Source organism: Nocardia sp. NPDC004340, assembly GCF_053602575.1.
In genome coordinates this window covers 1-17,524 of the sequence record NZ_JBSGDW010000002.1, presented here as the reverse complement: position 1 = coordinate 17,524, position 17,524 = coordinate 1, and the positions used below count along the sequence as shown (strand labels likewise).

The window sequence follows — 17,524 nt, the reverse complement described above, 5'->3', positions numbered from 1 at the left end:
AACGGTCGGCGCGGCGAGAGTCGCGAAAACCTGGCCAGCGGTACCGTACGCGCGTGACGATGACTGTTGTGGAACCTCCTGAGCATGTGCGCTCAACCTTCGGGTTGCGCGAGGAACCGCCGGTCCCGTTGGGGAACTGGGATGGCGGCTGGCGGTGTGGCGATGTCGTCCTGAGCCCGGTGACCGATCATGCGCGGGCCGCCTGGTCGGCGAAGGTGCGCGAGACGCTGCGGGTGGACGGGCTGCGCCTGGCGCGGCCGGTACGGGCCACCGATGGACGGTATGTCGTATCCGGGTGGCGCGCCGACACCTACCTCGAAGGCGTGCCGGAACCGCGGCACGACGAAGTGGTGTCGCTGTCGCTGCGGCTGCACCAGGTGACCGCGCAACTGGAGCGTCCGCGTTTCCTGGCCGCGCAGCCGGTCGCGCCGTGGGCGGACGTGGACGTGTTCGCGGCCGCGGATCGGGCGGCGTGGGAAGCGGTTCCGCTGCGCAGCCTGAAGCTGGGCGGCATGCTGCCGTCCACCTCGCCGGACGGCGACCGCAGCCTGACCCTGATCACCCAGTTGTCGACCCTGCGCAAGCCGGTGACCACGCCCCCTCAGCTGGTGCACGGCGATCTGTTCGGCACCGTGCTGTTCTCCGGCGGTTACGCGCCCGGTCTGACCGACATCACCCCCTATTGGCGTCCCGCGCCGTGGGCGGCGGCGGTCATCGTGGTGGACGCCCTGTCCTGGGGCGGCGCGGACGACGGTCTGCTGGAGCGCTGGGCCCAGCTGCCCGAGTGGCCGCAGATGCTGGTGCGCGCGGTCATGTTCCGGCTGGCCGTGCACGCCCTGCACCCGCGCTCGACCCCCGAGGCGTTCCCGGGTCTGGCCCGCACCGCGGACATGACCCGCCTGCTGCTCTAGGGGTCCCCGCGAAATCATGCGGAAAGGCCGCACCGGGCGACGAATTCCGGTGCGGCCTTTCCGTTTCCCCAGGGGCGGTTGGGGAGTCTTACACGTTCGCGTGGGCGAGCGAGGGCGCCCGGCCGACGGCGAACGAGGATCGCAGATAGAACCACCAGCACAGCGCGCCCATGGCGAGGTAGGCCACCACGTAGCCCCAGAAGGCCGGATTCATGCTGTGGTAGTGGGTGTTCGAGAGTCGAAGCGCCTGCTGCAGGATCCAGCCGCCCGCCGCGCCGATCGCGCCGATCACGCCGATGGCCGCGCCCGCCTGCCGTTTGGCCGAGATCAGCGCGCCACCGATGTCCTGCCCGGTCTCCGAGGCGTGCCGCCGCGCTTCCGCGGTGAAGATCATCGGGATCATCCGGTAGGTCGATCCGTTGCCGATGCCGCTGAGCACGAACAGCAGCAGGAACGAGGCCAGGTAGAGCGGGAAGTTCTTGGCGGACAACGACGCCACGATGAGCGCGGTGGCGAAGGCCATGCCGCCGAAGACGTAGAGCGTGATCCGGGCGCCGCTGAGCTTGTCGGCGATCCACCCGCCGAAGGGCCGGCTGAAGGATCCGACCAGCGCGCCGAGGAAGGCCAGGTTGCCCAGCGTGCTCATCCAGCCGATCTTGGCCAGGCTCGGGAAGTTGGCCTTGAGCAGGGTCGGGAAGGCGAAGGAGAAGCCGATGAAGGAGCCGAAGGTGCCGATGTAGAGGATGGCCATCACCCAGGTGTGGCGGTTGGCCAGCGCCCGCTTGTAGGACGTGCCATCGGATTTCGCGCCGGACAGCGAGTCCATGTAGCGCAGCGCGCCGACGAGGGCGGCGAGGATGAACGGAATCCACACCAGCACCGCGAGCGTGATGCCGAAGCGGTATCCGGCGGCGTCCTTGGCCATGATGTGGGTGCCCAGCGTGATGATGAGCGGTACGAACAATTGTGTCTGTGCCACACCGAGATTGCCGCCCGCGGCATTGATGCCCAGGGCCGCGCCCTTCTTGCCCTCGGGGAAGAAGAAGTTGATATTCGCCATGGAGGACGAGAAGTTGCCGCCGCCGACACCGGCGATGGCGGCCAGCAGCATGAACACCCACATGGGGGTGCCGGGCTGGTTGATGAAATAGGCCAGGCCCAGTGTGGGCAGCAGCAGCATGCCCGCGCTGAACGCGGTGAACGCGCGGCCGCCGAAGCGGGGGATCGCGAAGGTGTAGGGCACCCGCAGCGCCGCGCCGACCAGGGTCGGGGTGGAGGTGAGCAGCAGGGCGTTGTTCACGGCGTCGGGATTGTTCTTGCCCAGGAAGGCGAATCCGGCCGAGCCCATGGCGGTGACGACGCTGGCCCAGAGCACCCAGACGCTGAATCCGAGGTTCTCCGCGAATACCGAGAAGATCAGATTCTTGCGGGCGGTTTGTTTACCCCCGTTTTCCCAGAATTCGGTGTTATCGGGTTCCCAACGGTCGATCCAGCGTCCGCGTTTCTGATACGTGATTTCGGTAGGCTCGATAACTGTTGCCATGAGCGGTTGTCCTCTCGGCTGATGCGACCGCCCTCATCTGCGGTCCCGTCAACCGTAGGAAGCCCGTTTTACGTCCGGGTGTTTTTCCATGACGGAGATGACAATTCGGGCTCACTTGGCCCGGATTCGCATGGTGACCCTTCGGTTACCCGAAATTCTTATCGAGCGTCCGGTATTCAGCCATGAGCGAGTCCAGGAAGCAGTTGGCCGTGCGGGCCGCCCGGTCGGGGTCGCCGTCGATCACCGCGGCCACCAGCTCGGCGTGCTCGTCATGGTAGGTCTCGCCCTCGCGCGCGGAGCGGAAACGGATGCCCGCGGCGATCACCGGCAGCAGTGAGTCGTAGAACTCGAGGTACACCGCGTTGTGGCTGGCGACCACGATGGCGCGGTGCAGTTGCACGTCGGCCTCGATGGCGGCGTCGAAGTCGCTGTCCCACAGCCGGGTCCGGTCGTCGAGCAGTCGCCGGAGTTCGGCGATGTCGTGGTCGTCGCGGCGGGTGGCGGCCAGCCGGGCGGCGGTGGTGTCGAGGGCCTGGCGCAGTTCGAGGACGTCGCGCTGCTGGGCGTCGGCGAAGTACTCGGTGAGGGTGCCGCCGAGGGTGGAGGTCGAGATGACGTAGGTGCCCGAACCCTGTCTGCGTTCGAGCATGCCGGCGTGCACGAGGGCCTGCACGGCCTCGCGCACGGTATTGCGGCCGGTGCCGGTGAGTTCGGTGAGTTCGGGCTCGGTGGGGATGCGCGAGCCGACGGCCCAACGGCCGGAACGGATTTCGGCACGAAGCTGCTCGGTCACCTGGGCGATGAGGCTCGTGCGCCGGACTGGTTGCACGGGGGACAGCGTACCTTGCCTCACATTCGTTGCATCACATCATCGGGTCATCCTATGATTTCGTGGTGACTGCGACGATGGATGAGACGATGGCCCCCGGGCGGGGCACGACCCGTACCCCTGCCGAGCCGGGGCGCGTCCATCTCGAAGCGCCGAACCTCCAGTCCGCGATTTCCAAGCGCGCGCTCTTCGAGGGTCGCCTGCTGGTGCTGGTCGCCATCGTCATGTCCGCGCTGACCCTGCGTATCGCGGTCACCGCGTTCACCCCGCTGGCCGCCCGCATCGGCGATGACATCGGCTATTCCACCGCCGTGGTCGGCGTCTTCGGCATGCTGCCGACCGCTATGTTCGCCCTCGGCGGCCTGCTCACCCCCGTGCTCTCGCGCCGATTCGGCCTGGAGATGACCGCGCTGGCGGCCATGCTCATGACCGGCATCGGCTCGGTGCTGCGCGCCCTGGTGCCGGACACCTGGCAGCTGCTGGCCTTCTCGGCCTTCGCGCTGGCCGGTATGGGCATCGGCAATGTGGTGATCCCGCCGCTGGTCAAGCGGTACTTCTCGGATCGGCTGGCGCTGCTCAGCTCCGTCTACATCGTGATGGTGCAGCTGGGCACGGTGTTCCCGGCGCTGATCACGGTCCCGATCGCGGACGCGCACGGCTGGCGGTTGTCGCTGGGCATGTGGGCCGCGCTGGCCTTCGCCGCCGCGCTGCCGTGGATCGCGGTGCTGCGCACCCGCCGCGCGAACGCCCGGTTCGACACCACCGAACTGCCCGCGGACCCGGCCGAGTCCACCGGCAAGGTGTGGCGCTCGCCGCTGGCCTGGGGCATGGCCTTCATGTTCGGCATGACCTCGCTGATCACCTATTCGATGTTCACCTGGCTGCCCACGATCTTCGGCGACGCGGGCGCGGACGCGGCGTTCGGCGGCTCGATGGTCGGCATCTTCGCGCTGATCGGCCTGGTCGCGGCCTTGAGCGCGCCGATCGTGGTGGGCCGCATGGCCAATCCGTTCCCGGTGGTGATCGGCTGCGCGGTGTTCTTCTTCATCGGTTTCGCCGGCCTGCTGTTCGCGCCGATGAGCGCCCCGCTGGTGTGGGTGCTGGCGCTGGGCCTGGGCCCGTCGACCTTCCCGATGGCGCTGACGCTGATCAACCTGCGGACCCGCACCGGCGCCGGTTCGGCCGCGCTGTCCGGTTTCACCCAGGGTGTCGGCTACTCGGTGGCGTGCGTGGGTCCGCTGTTGTTCGGCACGCTGCACACCATGACCGGCGGCTGGCCGGTGCCGTTCGCCTTCCTCACGGTGGCGGTGCTGATTCTGATGGCCGGCGCGTGGGTCGCGTGCAAGCCGCGTTTCCTGGAAGACAGCTGGAACTGACGGTCACCCGGAGCTAGCCGGAATTTCACTTTTCGAGTTGCCGAGTCGTGAGGTTGGGGCCATGCTGTGTGGCAAGGCTCTCACCTCACGGCTCGGAAACTCGTTTTCAGGCGTTTTGTGACCGCCGGAAACCGTTGTGTCACATAGGCGAAACATAAGACCGGATCTCACGCCGTAATCCCGGATTTCGTGAGCAACCGTTGATTTGCCGGACATTTCGCGCAGCACGGGCGCAATACCCGTTTTCTACCTTGGGGCCATCCAGATTTCAGGAGGGCCTCTTGTTGACGACGCTGACCCGCAAGCGCGACATCGAGCATTGGGATGCCGAAGATGTCGTGGCTTGGGAAGCCGGTGGTAAGGACATCGCGCGCCGCAATCTGATCTGGTCGGTCTTCGCCGAGCACATCGGGTTCTCGGTGTGGTCGATCTGGTCGGTCATGGTGCTGTTCATGCCGACCGACGTCTTCCACATCGATCCGGCGGGCAAGTTCTTCCTGGGCGCGATCCCGACGCTGGTCGGCGGGTTCATGCGGATCCCCTACACCGTGCTGACCGCGAAGTTCGGTGGCCGCAACTGGACCATCGTGTCCGCGCTGCTGCTGCTCATCCCCGCGCTGCTGACGCTGTACTTCATCAACCAGCCGGGCACGTCCTACACCACCTTCCTGGTGGTGGCGGCCTTCGCCGGCCTGGGCGGCGGCAACTTCTCCTCGTCGATGTCCAACATCAACGTCTTCTACCCGCAGCGGCTCAAGGGCTGGGCGCTGGGCATGAACGCGGGCGGCGGCAATATCGGCGTGCCGGTGGTGCAGCTGATCGGCCTGGCGGTCATCGCGACCCTGGGCAACCACTACGGCAATGCCTCGGTGGTGTGCGCGGTCTACCTGGTTCTGATCGTGGTGGCGGCGCTGGGCGCGGCCCTGTTCATGGACAACGTCAAGAACCAGAAGGCCGACCTGTCCTACATGATCAAGGCGCTGCGGATCCCGCAGTCGTGGGCGATCGCCTTCCTCTACATCGGCACCTTCGGTTCGTTCATCGGCTACAGCTTCGCGTTCGGCCAGGTCCTGCAGATCACCTTCAAGGCCGACGGCGCGACCGTCGCCGCCGCCGCGCTGCACGCCGCGCAGATCGCCTTCATCGGCCCGCTGCTGGGTTCGCTGGCCCGCCCCTACGGCGGCAAGTGGGCCGACCGCATCGGCGGCAGCAAGGTCACGCTGTTCACCTTCGTCGCGATGACGGCCGCGGCCGTGGTGGTCGCGGTGGCCTCGACTCTCGGCGATCGCGCCGGGCACCCGACGGGCGGGGTGCTGGTGGCCATGATCATCGGCTTCACCGCGCTGTTCGTGATCTCCGGTTTCGGCAACGGCGCGGTCACCAAGATCATCCCCTCGGTGTTCGAGGCCAAATCCCGCTCGCTGGAAGGTGATTCGGCCAGCCGCGCGGCATGGGCCCGCAACACCTCGGGCGCGCTGATCGGGTTCGTCGGCGCCATCGGCGCCCTGGGCGGCGTCGGCATCAACCTGATGCTGCGCACCTCCTACGCCTCCACCAAGTCCGCGACCACCGCCTTCTGGGTCTTCATGGCCTTCTACGTGCTGTGCGGCGTGGTCTGCTGGGCGGTCTTCATGCGCCGTCCGAGCCTGCGGGCGCTGTCCGCCGAGACCTCTGGCGCCGATGTCGTCGTCGAGGCGGAGGCCGTGGTCCTCGAGGCCGAATCCCACTCCGCCGCAGCCGATCTTGCATCCAACCCCGCTTCGTCCGCTACGTCGGCTCGCGCCTGACCTGCCCGTTCTCGAAAGGGACCGTCATGACCAACAACATCGAACGCAAGACCGTCGTAGTGGTCGGCCACGGCATGGTCGGACACCGCTTCGTGGAAGCCCTGCGCTCCCGCGACGAGGCCGGCGTGTGGCAGGTCATCGTGCTCAGCGAGGAGAAGCTGGCCGCCTACGACCGCGTCGGGCTCTCGTCCTACGTCGGCATCTGGGAGACCTCGGCGCTGGCGCTGCCCGGCAACGACTACGAGGGTGACGAGCTGGTCGAGGTGCGGCTGGGCCAACGCGCGGACAGCATCGACAAGGCGGCCCGCAAGGTCACCACCTCCACCGGCGACGTGATCGGCTACGACGCGCTGGTGCTGGCCACCGGCTCCTACGCCTGGGTGCCGCCGGTGCCGGGCGCCGACGCCGAGGGCTGCTACGTCTACCGCACCCTCGAGGACCTCGACGGCATCCGGGCCACCGCCGAGGCGGCCGGTCCGGGCGCGGTCGGCGTCGTGGTCGGCGGCGGTCTGCTCGGTCTGGAGGCGGCCAACGCGCTGCGCCTGCTGGGCATGACCCCGCACGTGATCGAGTACAACAACTGGCTGATGCCCGCCCAGGTCGACGAGGGCGGCGGCGCGATCCTGGAGAAGCTGGTCACCGAGCTCGGCCTGGAGGTGCACACCGGCGTCGGCACCTCCTCGGTCGAGATCGTCGCCGATGCCGCGCTCGCCGAGAAGCTGTCGGTGAAGCTGTCCGACGAGAGTGAATTGCGGGCCGCGCTGGTGGTTTTCGCCGCCGGTGTGCGTCCCCGCGACGAGATCGCCAAGACCGCCGGCATCGAGGTCGGCCCGCGCGGCGGTGTCATCACCGACCTGGGCCTGCGCACCTCGGACCCGAGCATCTACGCCATCGGTGAGGTGGCCGCGGTCGAGGGCGTCTGCTACGGCCTGGTGGCCCCGGGTTACAGCACCGCCGAGGTGGTCGCGGACCGCCTGCTCGGCGGCGAGGGCGAGTTCCCGGGCGCGGACATGTCGACCAAGCTGAAGCTGCTCGGCGTGGACGTGGCCTCCTTCGGTGACGCGCACGCCAGGACCGAGGGCGCGCTGTCGGTGGTGCTGCACGACGCCGCCAAGGGCACCTACGCCAAGCTGGTCGTCTCCGACGACGCGCAGACCCTGCTCGGCGGCATCCTGGTCGGTGACGCCACCCAGTACTCGGCGCTGCGTCCGCTGGTCGGCCGTCCGCTGCCCGCCGATCCGGCCGCGCTGATCTCCCCGGCCGGTGCGGAACTGGGCGCGGACGCGCTGCCCGACGACGCGCAGATCTGCTCCTGCAACAACGTCTCGAAGGGTTCCATCTGCGGCGCGATCGCCGACGGCGCCTGCGACGTCCCGGCCATCAAGAGCTGCACCAATGCCGGAACCTCCTGCGGCGGTTGCGTTCCCATGCTCAAGAAGCTGCTGGAGCAGTCGGGCGTCGAGGTCTCCAAGTCGCTGTGCGAGCACTTCTCGCAGTCGCGCGCCGAGCTGTTCCACATCATCCAGTCGACCGGCATCCGCACCTTCTCGGCGCTGATCGCCAAGCACGGCAAGGGCGCCGGCTGCGACATCTGCAAGCCGACGGTGGCCTCCATCCTGGCCTCCACCTCGAGCGATCACATCCTCGACGGCGAACAGGCCTCGTTGCAGGACACCAACGACCACTTCCTGGCCAACCTGCAGAAGAACGGCACCTACTCGGTCGTGCCGCGGATGCCCGGCGGTGAGGTGACCGCCGACCAGCTCATCACCATCGGTGAGATCGCCAAGGAATTCGACCTGTACGTGAAGGTCACCGGCGGTCAGCGCATCGACCTGTTCGGCGCCCGCGTCGAGCAGCTGCCGCTGATCTGGAAGCGCCTGGTGGACGTGGGCATGGAGTCCGGCCACGCCTACGGCAAGTCGCTGCGCACGGTGAAGTCCTGCGTCGGCTCGACCTGGTGCCGCTACGGCCAGCAGGACTCGGTCGGCATGGCGGTGCTGCTCGAAAAGCGTTACCGCGGTTTGCGTTCCCCGCACAAGCTGAAGCTGGCCGTGTCGGGTTGCGCCCGTGAGTGTGCGGAGGCGCGCGGCAAGGACGTCGGCGTCATCGCCACCGAGAACGGCTGGAACCTGTACGTCGGCGGCAACGGCGGTCTGACCCCGAAGCACGCGGTGCTGCTGGCCGGCGAGCTCGACGACGAGACGCTGATCAAGTACATCGACCGCTACCTGATGTTCTACATCCGCACCGCGGACCGCCTGCAGCGCACCGCGCCGTGGCAGGAGGCCCTGGAGGGCGGCATCGACTACCTCAAGGCCGTCGTCTGCGAGGACAGCCTGGGCATCGCCGCCGACCTGGAGGCCGCCATGGCCAAGCACGTGGACGGCTACAAGGACGAGTGGGCCGCCGTGCTCGAGGACGAGGGCAAGCTGTCGCGCTTCGTGTCCTTCGTCAACGCCCCCGAGGAGTCGGACCCGACCATCGGCTTCGACGAGAGCGGCGAGCGCAAGGTGCCCGTCCTGCTCGGCATTCCGGAGCTTCCGGTCGGTGCGGCCCAGGCCACAGAAGCCGCCACAACCGGGAAATGACTGCTTAACGACTTGGAAACAGGGCGCCGGTACCAATAGGTAAGGCGTTCGGAGGAGAGTTACCGATGACCGTGATCGACACACCCGGCACCGCAGTCACCACCACCTCGGGGTGGACCCAGGCCTGCCGGCAGGACTATCTGATTCCCGGCCGCGGCGTGGCGGTGCTGCTGAAGGGCGGCCGCCAGGCGGCCCTGTTCCTCACCACCGACGGCACGCTGTTCGCCGTCGGCAATATCGATCCGTTCGGGCGCGCGGCGGTCATGTCGCGCGGCCTGGTCGGCGACCGCGGCGGCGTGCCCGTCGTGGCGTCCCCGCTGCTCAAGCAGGCGTTCTCGCTGATCGACGGGCGCTGCCTGGACGACGACGCCATCTCCCTGCCGGTCTACGCGGTGCGTGTGGAGGACGGCGTGGTCGCGGTGTCGAACGACCCCGTGCAATTCGTCGGCGGTACCGCATGACCGAGGTCGACGGCGGTACTCCGCTGGCCGGTTTCACGGTCGGCATCACGGCTGCCCGGCGTGCCGACGAACTCGGCACCCTGCTGGCCCGCCGGGGCGCGAATGTCGTGTCCGCCCCGGCCATCCGGATTATTCCCCTTGCCGACGACAACGAGCTGGAGCGGGTGACGCGACAGCTGGTCGCCGACCCGCCGCAGATCGCGGTCGCCACCACCGGCATCGGTTTCCGCGGCTGGATGGAGGCCGCGGAGGGCTGGGGCCTGGCCGAGGAGCTGCGCTCCACGCTGGCCTCGACCCGCATGCTGGCCCGCGGCCCCAAGGCCAAGGGCGCCATCCGCGCGGCCGAGCTGCGCGAAGAATGGTCTCCCGCTTCGGAATCCAGTGCCGAGGTGCTCGATCACCTGCTGGCGCAGGGCGTCGAGGGGGTGCGGATCGCGGTGCAGCTGCACGGCGCGACCACCGAATGGGAGCCCGTCCCCGACTTCTGCGAGGTGCTGCGCTGCGCCGGAGCCGACGTGGTTCCGGTGCCCGTCTACCGGTGGATCCCGCCGGACGACCGCACCCCGATGGATCGCCTCATCGAGGGGATCGTCACGGCCGGACTGGACTGCGTGACCTTCACCAGTGCCCCGGCCGTCGCGTCACTTCTCATGCGCGCCAAGGAAACCGGTCTGCTGGAGGCGGTACTGCACGCCTTCCGCACCCGGGTGCTGCCCGCCTGTGTCGGCCCGATCACGGCCGCGCCGCTGGAGGAGCTGGGCGTGCCCACTACGAGCCCCGGCCGTGCCCGCCTGGGCGCCCTGGCCCGGCACGTCGCCGAGGAACTGCCCCGGCGCGCCAACCGGATTCAGGCCGCCGGTCACGTCCTGAGCGTCCGCGGCGGCTGCGTCGTGGTGGACGGTCAGGTGCGGCAGCTGGCGCCCGCGCCGATGGCGCTCATGCGTTCGCTGGCCCGCCAGCCCGGCCGCGTTGTCTCCCGTGAGGACCTGCTCGCCGCCCTCCCCGGCGGTGGCGACGACACCCACGCCGTGGAGACCGCGATCGCCCGGTTGCGGGCGGGTCTGGGCACCCCCAAGGCCATCCAGACCGTCGTCAAGCGCGGGTACCGTCTCGCCCTGGACCCGGCCGAGTGCATCGACAATCCGCACGAGGCCACGAATCCCGTTGCCCGCCAGGCGGGCCCGGCTCGGAGCACCGGTCTGGGCGCCCGTCGGGAGGTCCCGGCGTCGCGGATCCCGGGCACCCGGCAGCCGCTGACCGACACCCCGCCCGCCGTGGCTCCTCGCCGCCCGGGCGCCCCGTCGGCCGTCAACGGCACGGCTCACCCGTCCGCGGCCCCGTCGCCGGTGGCGCGGTCCACCGCCGCGCCGCTGCGATCGGCGCCCGCTCCGGCGGGCCCGAGTACCGGGGCGGCGCGACCGGGCGCGGCCCCGGTGCGATCGGCGTCCCCGGCGAATGATGTTCGCCCCGTCGGTCTTCCGGCGCAGACCGGCAGCGCGGCACCCGTGACCCCGGTCGCGGGTCCGGCGGCCGGCTCGGCCCGGTCGGCGGCCACCGCTCGCGCCGTGTCGGCGTCGCGCCCGTCGAATCCCAATGCCACACAGTCGAGTTCGGTATCACGGCAGGCTTTCCCGCCCCGCTCGTACGGCTCTCCCGGCATCCCGCCGGGGTCGGGAGCCGTCCGTCCGCCGCGGGGTGCGTGGTGAGCGCCCCCGCGCTGGTGCTGGTCGCCCACGGCACCCGCAGCGCGCGCGGTGTGGAGATGATCGCCGAGCTGGCCGAGGCGGTCGCGCGGGAGCTGGGCGCCTCGGCGCTCGCACACGCGGCCCGGCTGTCCGGGACAGGTGCCGGTGCCGATTTCGGGGCCGCATCGGCATCGTTGCGTGAAGTGGCGATCACGGCCGCGCCGCAGGTGCGGACCGCGTTCGTGGATGTGCTGGGCCCGTCCCCGGCCGAGGTGTTGCGGGATCTGGATCCGGTTCCCGCCGTGGTGGTTCCGGCCTTTCTGGCCTCGGGCTACCACGTGTATCAGGATGTGCCGCGAGAGGTGGCCGCGAGTGCGCACGACGCGGTCGCGGTCACCCAGGCCATGGGTCCGGACCCGGCGCTGGCCGAGGTCATGCACCTGCGGCTGCGCGCGGCGGGCTGGCGGTCGGGGGACGCGGTGGTCTTCGCCGCCGCGGGCTCCTCGGACGCCCGGGCGCGCCAGGATGTGCAGCGCGCCGCCAACCTGCTCTCCGAGCGGGTCGGCACGCCGGCCCATCTGGCCTACATCGCCACCGGCGAGCCCAAGGTCCCCGAAGTGGTGGCCCGGGTCCGGGCCGCGGGCGCGCGCCGGGTCTTCGTGGCCTCGTACCTGCTCGCGCACGGCCTGTTCCATCAGCGCCTGCACGAGGCGGGCGCGGACGGCGTCGCCGAGCCGATCGGCGTGCACCCGTCCGTGGTGCGCCTGCTCGCCGATCGCTATTACAGGGCCGTCGAATCCTTGACGGCCGACACCTCGGCGGCCGACGTCCGAGTTGCCTGATCGGTCCCTTCCGTCCCGTGGGGATTAGGGGTTCTGCCCTAATTCCCACGCCGAATTCCCGTACCGCTTGGTGATTTTCGGATTCGCGTGGCAACCTTTACCGCAATTCGGTAAAGACTCTGGAGGATTACCACGTGAAGAAGCTTGTCGTCGCCGCTGTGATCGCGGGCGGTATCGCCGGCCCGGCCGCCACCGCCGCCGCCGATTTCCCCACGATCTACGACCCGTGGGCGGCCTGCATCCAGGCGGGTCAGACGGTCGAGCAGTGCCAGGCGCTGGTCAACAACACCCAGCCGACCGATCAGGGCGCGGGTCTGGGTTACAGCGGTTCCTCGTTCTCCCGCTGATCTCTAAAACAATTGATTTTCAGACTCGGGCCGGCGTCATTCGACGCCGGCCCGAGTCTATTTCGCGCACTCGCCATCCCGCTCACCGGAATTTGCCGGTTCGGTCCGCGCGGGTGGCGGTCAGGATGGCGGGATGTCGCCCGAACATCCCGCTCGCCGTGCCGGACTCGCCTCGCAGGCGGCGGTGCGCGCCAAGCGCAAGGACGAGTGGCTGGCCCTGTTCGCCGATGACGCCTGTGTCGAGGATCCCGTCGGCGTCTCCCCGTACGACCCGGTGGGTCACGGGCATTCCGGGCACGCGGCCATCGCGGCATTCTGGGATCTGGCGATCGAGCCCAGCCGAATCGAATTCACCTGGTCGGATTCCTTCGCCTGCGGCGACGAGGCGGCCTTCACCGGAACCATTCGCAGTACGCGCCCCGAGGTGAGCGTCGAAGTCGATCTGGTGGCCGTCTACCGCGTGAACGCGGACGGGAAAATCATTGCGCTGCGCGCGTTCTGGGAACTGGATCGCGCCCGCGTCACGCCGGTCTCGAATTAGCCCTTCGGCGTCTGGAGCGCCGGGTACCAGATATCGGTGAGAACGGCGGCGGCCTCGTCGGCCGAGACGTCGATGGTGCCCTGCATGGCCCAGCGGGTGAAGAAGCGTTCCAGCTGGGCGACCAGGAGTTCGACGCGCAGGCGCGCCTCCTCCTGACGATCGGCGGGCCAGCGCGACAGGTAGGAGCTCATGACGCTGGGCAGCGACATGATGCCCTCCTTGGCCACTTCGCGGAATTCGGGTTCGAGGGTGGTGGCCTCGTCCCAGGCGGGGAGCAGGTCCTTGTATTCCTGGAACCAGTCGATGGCCCGGCGCATCCACGCCGCGAATTCCTCGCGCGAGCCGGTGTCGAGCACGTGGTCGAGGTCCTCGTAGAAGTTCCGGACGCTGGGCAGCGTGCCCTGTTCGGCGATGGCCCGCAGCACGTCCGGTTTCCCGGTGAAGTGCAGGTAGAAGGTGGCGCGGCTACAGCCGACGGCGGCGGCGATGTCGTCGACGCGGACCGGCGCGTAGCCCTGCTCGGTGAACAGCTGCTTGGCGGCGTCGATGAGCCGGCTGCGGGTGAGCCGTTTCTGTTCGTCGCGCAGCGAGGTGCGCCGCGGGGTTTCGGGGTGGTCTACATCGGATCGGGTCACGCTTGAATGATAGACGCAAGTTCACTCACTAGACACACTGTCTAGTGAGTGTTAGCGTGTGTGGCACGTCACGTCCGGCAGGGCTCTCAGACCCGTCGCCGAATCAGGAGAGTGAATTGGCTGCGAAATCCGCACAGAACCGCGAGCTACCCCGGGTCGCCATCATCGGCGCGGGCCCCTCGGGCATCACCGCCGCGAAGCGCATGGCCGAATACGGCATCCCCTTCGACTGCTACGAAGCCTCCGATGAGGTGGGCGGCAACTGGTACTACAAGAACCCGAACGGGATGTCGGCCTGCTACCAGAGCCTGCACATCGACACCTCGAAGTTCCGTCTGCAGTTCGAGGACTTCCCGGCGCCCGACGAGTGGCCGGACTTCCCGCACCACAGCCAGTTGCACCAGTACTTCAAGGATTACGTCGAGCACTTCGGCCTCCGCGACCGAATCCGGTTCAACCACAAGGTGACCTCGGCCGATCGCGCCGCCGACGGCCTGTGGACGGTCACCACCGACCAGGGCACCGTCGAGACCTACGACGCCCTGATCGTGGCCAACGGCCACCACTGGGATCCGCGCACCCCCGACTACCCGGGCGAGTTCGACGGCACCCTGATCCACTCGCACTCCTACAACGACCCCTTCGACCCGATCGACATGCGCGGCAAGCGAATCGTCGTGGTGGGCATGGGCAATTCGGGTCTGGACGTCGCCTGCGAGCTGTCGCAGAAGTTCATCGCCGACAAGCTGTGGGTCTCGGCCCGCCGTGGCGTGTGGGTGCTGCCCAAGTACGTCGGCGGCAAGGTCGGCGACACCCAGGTGGTGCCGTCCTGGATGCCGCAGAAGCTGGCGCTCAAGCTCAAGCAGCGCTTCGTGGTCAAGAACCGCGGCCGCATGGAGGATTACGGCCTGCCCAAGCCGGATCACCTTCCCTTCGAGGCGCATCCGTCGGCCAGTGAGGAGTTCCTGCACAAGGTCGGTTGCGGCGACATCGATTTCAAGCCCGCCATCACCAAGCTCGACGGCAAGGTCGTGCACTTCGCGGACGGCTCCACCGAGGAGGTGGACGTGATCGTCTGCGCCACCGGCTATCACATCAGCTTCCCGTTCTTCACCGATCCGGTGCTCAAGCCCGACGCGAGCAACAAGCTGCCGCTGTGGCGTCAGATGCTCAAGCCCGATGTCGACAATCTGTTCTATCTCGGTCTGGCCCAGCCGATGCCGACCCTGGTGAACTTCGCCGAGCAGCAGTCCAAGCTGGTCGCGGCGTACCTGTCGGGCAACTACCGCTTCCCGTCGCAGGCGGACATGAGCGCCGCGGTGACCAAGGCGGAGGCCGAGCGCGCCGAGCGCTACTACAACTCACCGCGGCACACGATCCAGATCGACTTCGACATCTATGTGCGCGAGCTGAAGAAGGAACTCGCCGACGGTGCGCGCCGTGCCGCCGCGGTGGGTAATGCCCTGCCGGTGCGCAGCCGCGCGCTGGTCGAGGCGTAGAGGGGACGGTCGGAATGAGCAACGTCGCTGGTTTCTGTGCCGATGAATTCGAAGCTGTCCGTGCGGCTTTCACCGAGCAGGTGGAGTCGGGCGCCGAACTGGGCGCGTCGGTCTGCGTGACCGTGGACGGCGAGCCGGTGGTGGACCTCTGGGGCGGCTACGCCGATCCGGAGAAGACCGCGCGCTGGGCCCCGGACACCCTGGTGAACACCTTCTCGATCACCAAGACCATGGTCGCGCTGAGCGTCCTGCTGCTGGTCGATCGCGGTGAGCTGGACGTGCATCAGAAGGTCGCCCACTACTGGCCGGAGTTCGCGGCCAACGGCAAGGCCGATATCGAAGTGCGGCACCTGCTCTCGCACACCTCGGGCGTCTCCAGCTGGGAGGCCCCGATCGTGCTGTCGGACATCTATGACACCGATGCCTCCACGGATCGTCTTGCGACGCAGGAACCTTGGTGGGAGCCGGGCACCGCGTCGGGCTATCACGCCATGAACTACGGCCACCTGCTGGGCGCGCTGGTCAAGCGCGTCACGGGGCGCCCGCTGGGCCGCTTCTTCGCCGAGGAGCTGGCGGGCCCGCTGGGCGCGGACTTCCACATCGGCATGGCCACCGAGGATCTGGGCCGCGTCGCGACCCTGGTCCCGCCGGAGCTGCCGGACTTCGATCCGTCGCTGCTGCCGCAGGACAGCGTCATGTTCAAGACCCTGTTCCAGCCGCTGCTGGACTTCGCCGAATGCGGCACCCCGCAGTGGCAGCAGGCCGAGCTGGGCGGCATGGGCGGGCACGGCAATGCCCGTTCCATCGCCCGGCTGCAGTCGCTGATCAGCAATGGCGGCGAGCTGAGCGGCCGGAAGCTGTTGTCGGACAAGACCATCGACCTCATCTTCGAGCAGCAGTCCGACGGCGTGGACCTGGCCATCATGGTGCCGCTGCGCTTCGGCATCGGGTACGGCCTGCCGCAGCCGCAGACCGCGCCGCACGTGCCGGACGGCCGGGTGTGCTGGTGGGCCGGGATCGGCGGGTCGATGGTGGTCAACGACCTGGACCACCGGGTCACCTTCGCCTACGCGATGAACCGGATGGAGGCCGGCCTGATCGGTTCGCCTCGTGCCGACGCCTACCTGAAAGCGACCTTCGATACAGTCCGGGGGGCGGCGTGACCGGCCTCACTCCGATCACCCGCCACGGTTCGCGCACAAGGATTCGAGGACTTGATTCATGACCAACGCAGTTGACCTCCAGGCGCTCGCCGCGCAGGTCGCCGGAAAGCTGACCGGCCCGGGCGGCCCGTTCGAGATGACGGTCGAGCAGGTGCTGGGCGTGCCGCAGCCGGTGTTCAAGCACCGCCACGCGTCGCTGCTGGAGCTGCTGGACGCCTCCCGTGACCTGGGCGAACTCGACTACCTCGTGTCCGCGCGCACCCGCTACACCTTCGCCGAGCACTACGCCGCTGCGGGCGCGCTCGCGGCCGCGCTGGCCGAGCGCTACGGCGTCGGCAAGGGCGACCGGATCGGCATCCTGGCCGCCAACACCCCCGAATGGGTGCTGACCTTCTGGGCCGCGCAGCGCCTGGGCGCGATCCCGGTGGGCTACAACGCCTGGTGGGTGCCGCGCGAGATCGAGTACGGTCTCGAGCACTCCGCCCCGAAGGTGGTGATCGCCGACGCCAAGCGCGCCGCGCTGGCCGCCGAGACCGGCACCGACATCCCGGTGCTGACCATGGAGACCGACCTGCCCGCGCTGATCGCGGAGTTCGCGGGCGGCAACCCGGCCGCCGAGATGACCGAGGACGATCCGGCGATCATCCTCTACACCTCCGGCACCACCGGCCGCCCCAAGGGCGTGGTGCACACCCAGCGGAACATGGTGGCGGTCGCCGACTACCACCGCTTCATGGACGCGCTGGCCGCCGGCTTCCGCGGCCAGGCCTGGGACGGTTCCCCGGCCGGCCGCCGCTACCTGGCCACCATGCCGCTGTTCCACATCGCGAGCCTGCACAACCTGTCGATCCCGCGCCTCACCACCGGTGACGCCGTGGTCTTCCCGACCTCGGGCGAGTTCGACGCGGAATCGCTGCTCGAGCTGGTCGAGACCGAGAAGGTCACCAACTGGGCGGCCGTGCCGACGCTGGCGAGCCGCATTCTGGGCGTGGACATCTCGAAGTACGACCTGTCCTCGCTGACCGCGTTCTCGCTGAACTCCGCGCCGTCCTCCCCGGCGCTGGTGCAGCGGCTGCGCGAGAAGTTCCCGGTGGCGCTGCAGGGCCTGACCACCAGCTACGGCTGCACCGAGTCCGGCACCGCCGCGACCGTGGCGACCCCGCCGGAACTGGCCGCCGACAACGAGACCGTGGGCCGCGCGGTGGTCGGCGTCTCGCTGGAGGTCCGGGATCCGGACGGCAAGCCGGTGCCCGACGGCGAGGAGGGGGAGATCTGCATCCGCAGCCCCTACGTCATGCTCGGCTACTGGAACAA

Annotated in this window: 14 protein-coding genes and 1 pseudogene; 12 read left to right on the top strand and 3 right to left on the bottom strand. The window is 68.8% G+C overall.

Annotated features, from left to right (window positions below):
• Nucleotides 1–59 precede the first annotated feature (59 nt).
• Nucleotides 60–911 (top strand): TIGR02569 family protein, encoded by an 852-nt coding sequence (locus ACWEOI_RS07540; protein WP_357087345.1) that lies wholly within the window; start codon nucleotides 60–62, stop codon nucleotides 909–911.
• Between the two features lie 88 nt (nucleotides 912–999).
• Here ACWEOI_RS07540 and ACWEOI_RS07535 read toward each other — a convergent pair whose 3' ends face one another.
• Together ACWEOI_RS07535 and ACWEOI_RS07530 are read right to left on the bottom strand one after the other, a co-directional pair.
• A complete protein-coding gene (locus tag ACWEOI_RS07535) occupies nucleotides 1,000–2,454 on the bottom strand; it encodes an MFS transporter (RefSeq protein WP_452359214.1) in 1,455 nt (484 codons plus the stop codon).
• A gap of 145 nt (nucleotides 2,455–2,599) precedes the next feature.
• The gene (locus tag ACWEOI_RS07530; RefSeq protein ID WP_379277676.1) at nucleotides 2,600–3,283 is read right to left on the bottom strand and encodes a FadR/GntR family transcriptional regulator; all 684 of its coding nucleotides are present in this window, start codon (nucleotides 3,281–3,283) and stop codon (nucleotides 2,600–2,602) included.
• A 224-nt stretch (nucleotides 3,284–3,507) separates the two neighbouring features.
• On the opposite strand from ACWEOI_RS07530, the gene ACWEOI_RS07525 reads away from it, so the two are divergent.
• The 8 genes and pseudogenes from ACWEOI_RS07525 to ACWEOI_RS07490 all read left to right on the top strand — a co-directional run bounded on the left by ACWEOI_RS07525 (nucleotide 3,508) and on the right by ACWEOI_RS07490 (nucleotide 12,913).
• Nucleotides 3,508–4,659 carry an MFS transporter gene (locus ACWEOI_RS07525; protein ID WP_433673455.1) on the top strand — a complete coding sequence of 384 codons (1,152 nt, stop codon included), beginning with the start codon at nucleotides 3,508–3,510 and terminating at the stop codon, nucleotides 4,657–4,659.
• 281 nt (nucleotides 4,660–4,940) lie between these two features.
• On the top strand, nucleotides 4,941–6,446 hold the full coding sequence (locus ACWEOI_RS07520; protein WP_433667806.1) for an MFS transporter: 1,506 nt from the start codon (nucleotides 4,941–4,943) through the stop codon (nucleotides 6,444–6,446).
• A 38-nt stretch (nucleotides 6,447–6,484) separates the two neighbouring features.
• Nucleotides 6,485–9,037 carry a nitrite reductase large subunit NirB gene (nirB, locus tag ACWEOI_RS07515; protein WP_452359561.1) on the top strand — a complete coding sequence of 851 codons (2,553 nt, stop codon included), beginning with the start codon at nucleotides 6,485–6,487 and terminating at the stop codon, nucleotides 9,035–9,037.
• 65 nt (nucleotides 9,038–9,102) lie between these two features.
• A complete protein-coding gene (gene nirD, locus ACWEOI_RS07510) occupies nucleotides 9,103–9,498 on the top strand; it encodes a nitrite reductase small subunit NirD (protein ID WP_357283661.1) in 396 nt (131 codons plus the stop codon).
• A pseudogene (locus ACWEOI_RS07505) lies at nucleotides 9,495–10,649 on the top strand (uroporphyrinogen-III synthase); the annotation flags it as partial. The gene nirD and the pseudogene ACWEOI_RS07505, both read left to right, overlap by 4 nt.
• A gap of 551 nt (nucleotides 10,650–11,200) precedes the next feature.
• Complete coding sequence (locus tag ACWEOI_RS07500; protein WP_452359213.1) at nucleotides 11,201–12,025, top strand: sirohydrochlorin chelatase; 825 nt, start codon at nucleotides 11,201–11,203, stop codon at nucleotides 12,023–12,025.
• Nucleotides 12,026–12,159: 134 nt separating this feature from the next.
• A complete protein-coding gene (locus tag ACWEOI_RS07495) occupies nucleotides 12,160–12,372 on the top strand; it encodes a hypothetical protein (RefSeq protein WP_433667802.1) in 213 nt (70 codons plus the stop codon).
• 133 nt (nucleotides 12,373–12,505) lie between these two features.
• Nucleotides 12,506–12,913 carry a nuclear transport factor 2 family protein gene (locus ACWEOI_RS07490; protein WP_452359212.1) on the top strand — a complete coding sequence of 136 codons (408 nt, stop codon included), beginning with the start codon at nucleotides 12,506–12,508 and terminating at the stop codon, nucleotides 12,911–12,913.
• Here ACWEOI_RS07490 and ACWEOI_RS07485 read toward each other — a convergent pair.
• A complete protein-coding gene (locus ACWEOI_RS07485; protein WP_433667799.1) occupies nucleotides 12,910–13,548 on the bottom strand; it encodes a TetR family transcriptional regulator in 639 nt (212 codons plus the stop codon). The two genes, ACWEOI_RS07490 and ACWEOI_RS07485, sit on opposite strands and share 4 nt — an antisense overlap.
• A gap of 116 nt (nucleotides 13,549–13,664) precedes the next feature.
• On the opposite strand from ACWEOI_RS07485, the gene ACWEOI_RS07480 reads away from it, so the two are divergent.
• From ACWEOI_RS07480 to ACWEOI_RS07470, 3 genes are all read left to right on the top strand, one after another.
• Nucleotides 13,665–15,047: a flavin-containing monooxygenase gene (locus ACWEOI_RS07480; RefSeq protein ID WP_452359211.1), complete on the top strand. Its 1,383-nt coding sequence runs from the start codon at nucleotides 13,665–13,667 to the stop codon at nucleotides 15,045–15,047.
• 14 nt (nucleotides 15,048–15,061) lie between these two features.
• Complete coding sequence (locus ACWEOI_RS07475; protein ID WP_452359210.1) at nucleotides 15,062–16,210, top strand: serine hydrolase domain-containing protein; 1,149 nt, start codon at nucleotides 15,062–15,064, stop codon at nucleotides 16,208–16,210.
• Nucleotides 16,211–16,268: 58 nt separating this feature from the next.
• Nucleotides 16,269–17,524, top strand: a 1,256-nt coding sequence (locus ACWEOI_RS07470; protein WP_452359209.1) for a class I adenylate-forming enzyme family protein, incomplete at its 3' end; no start/stop codon positions are given.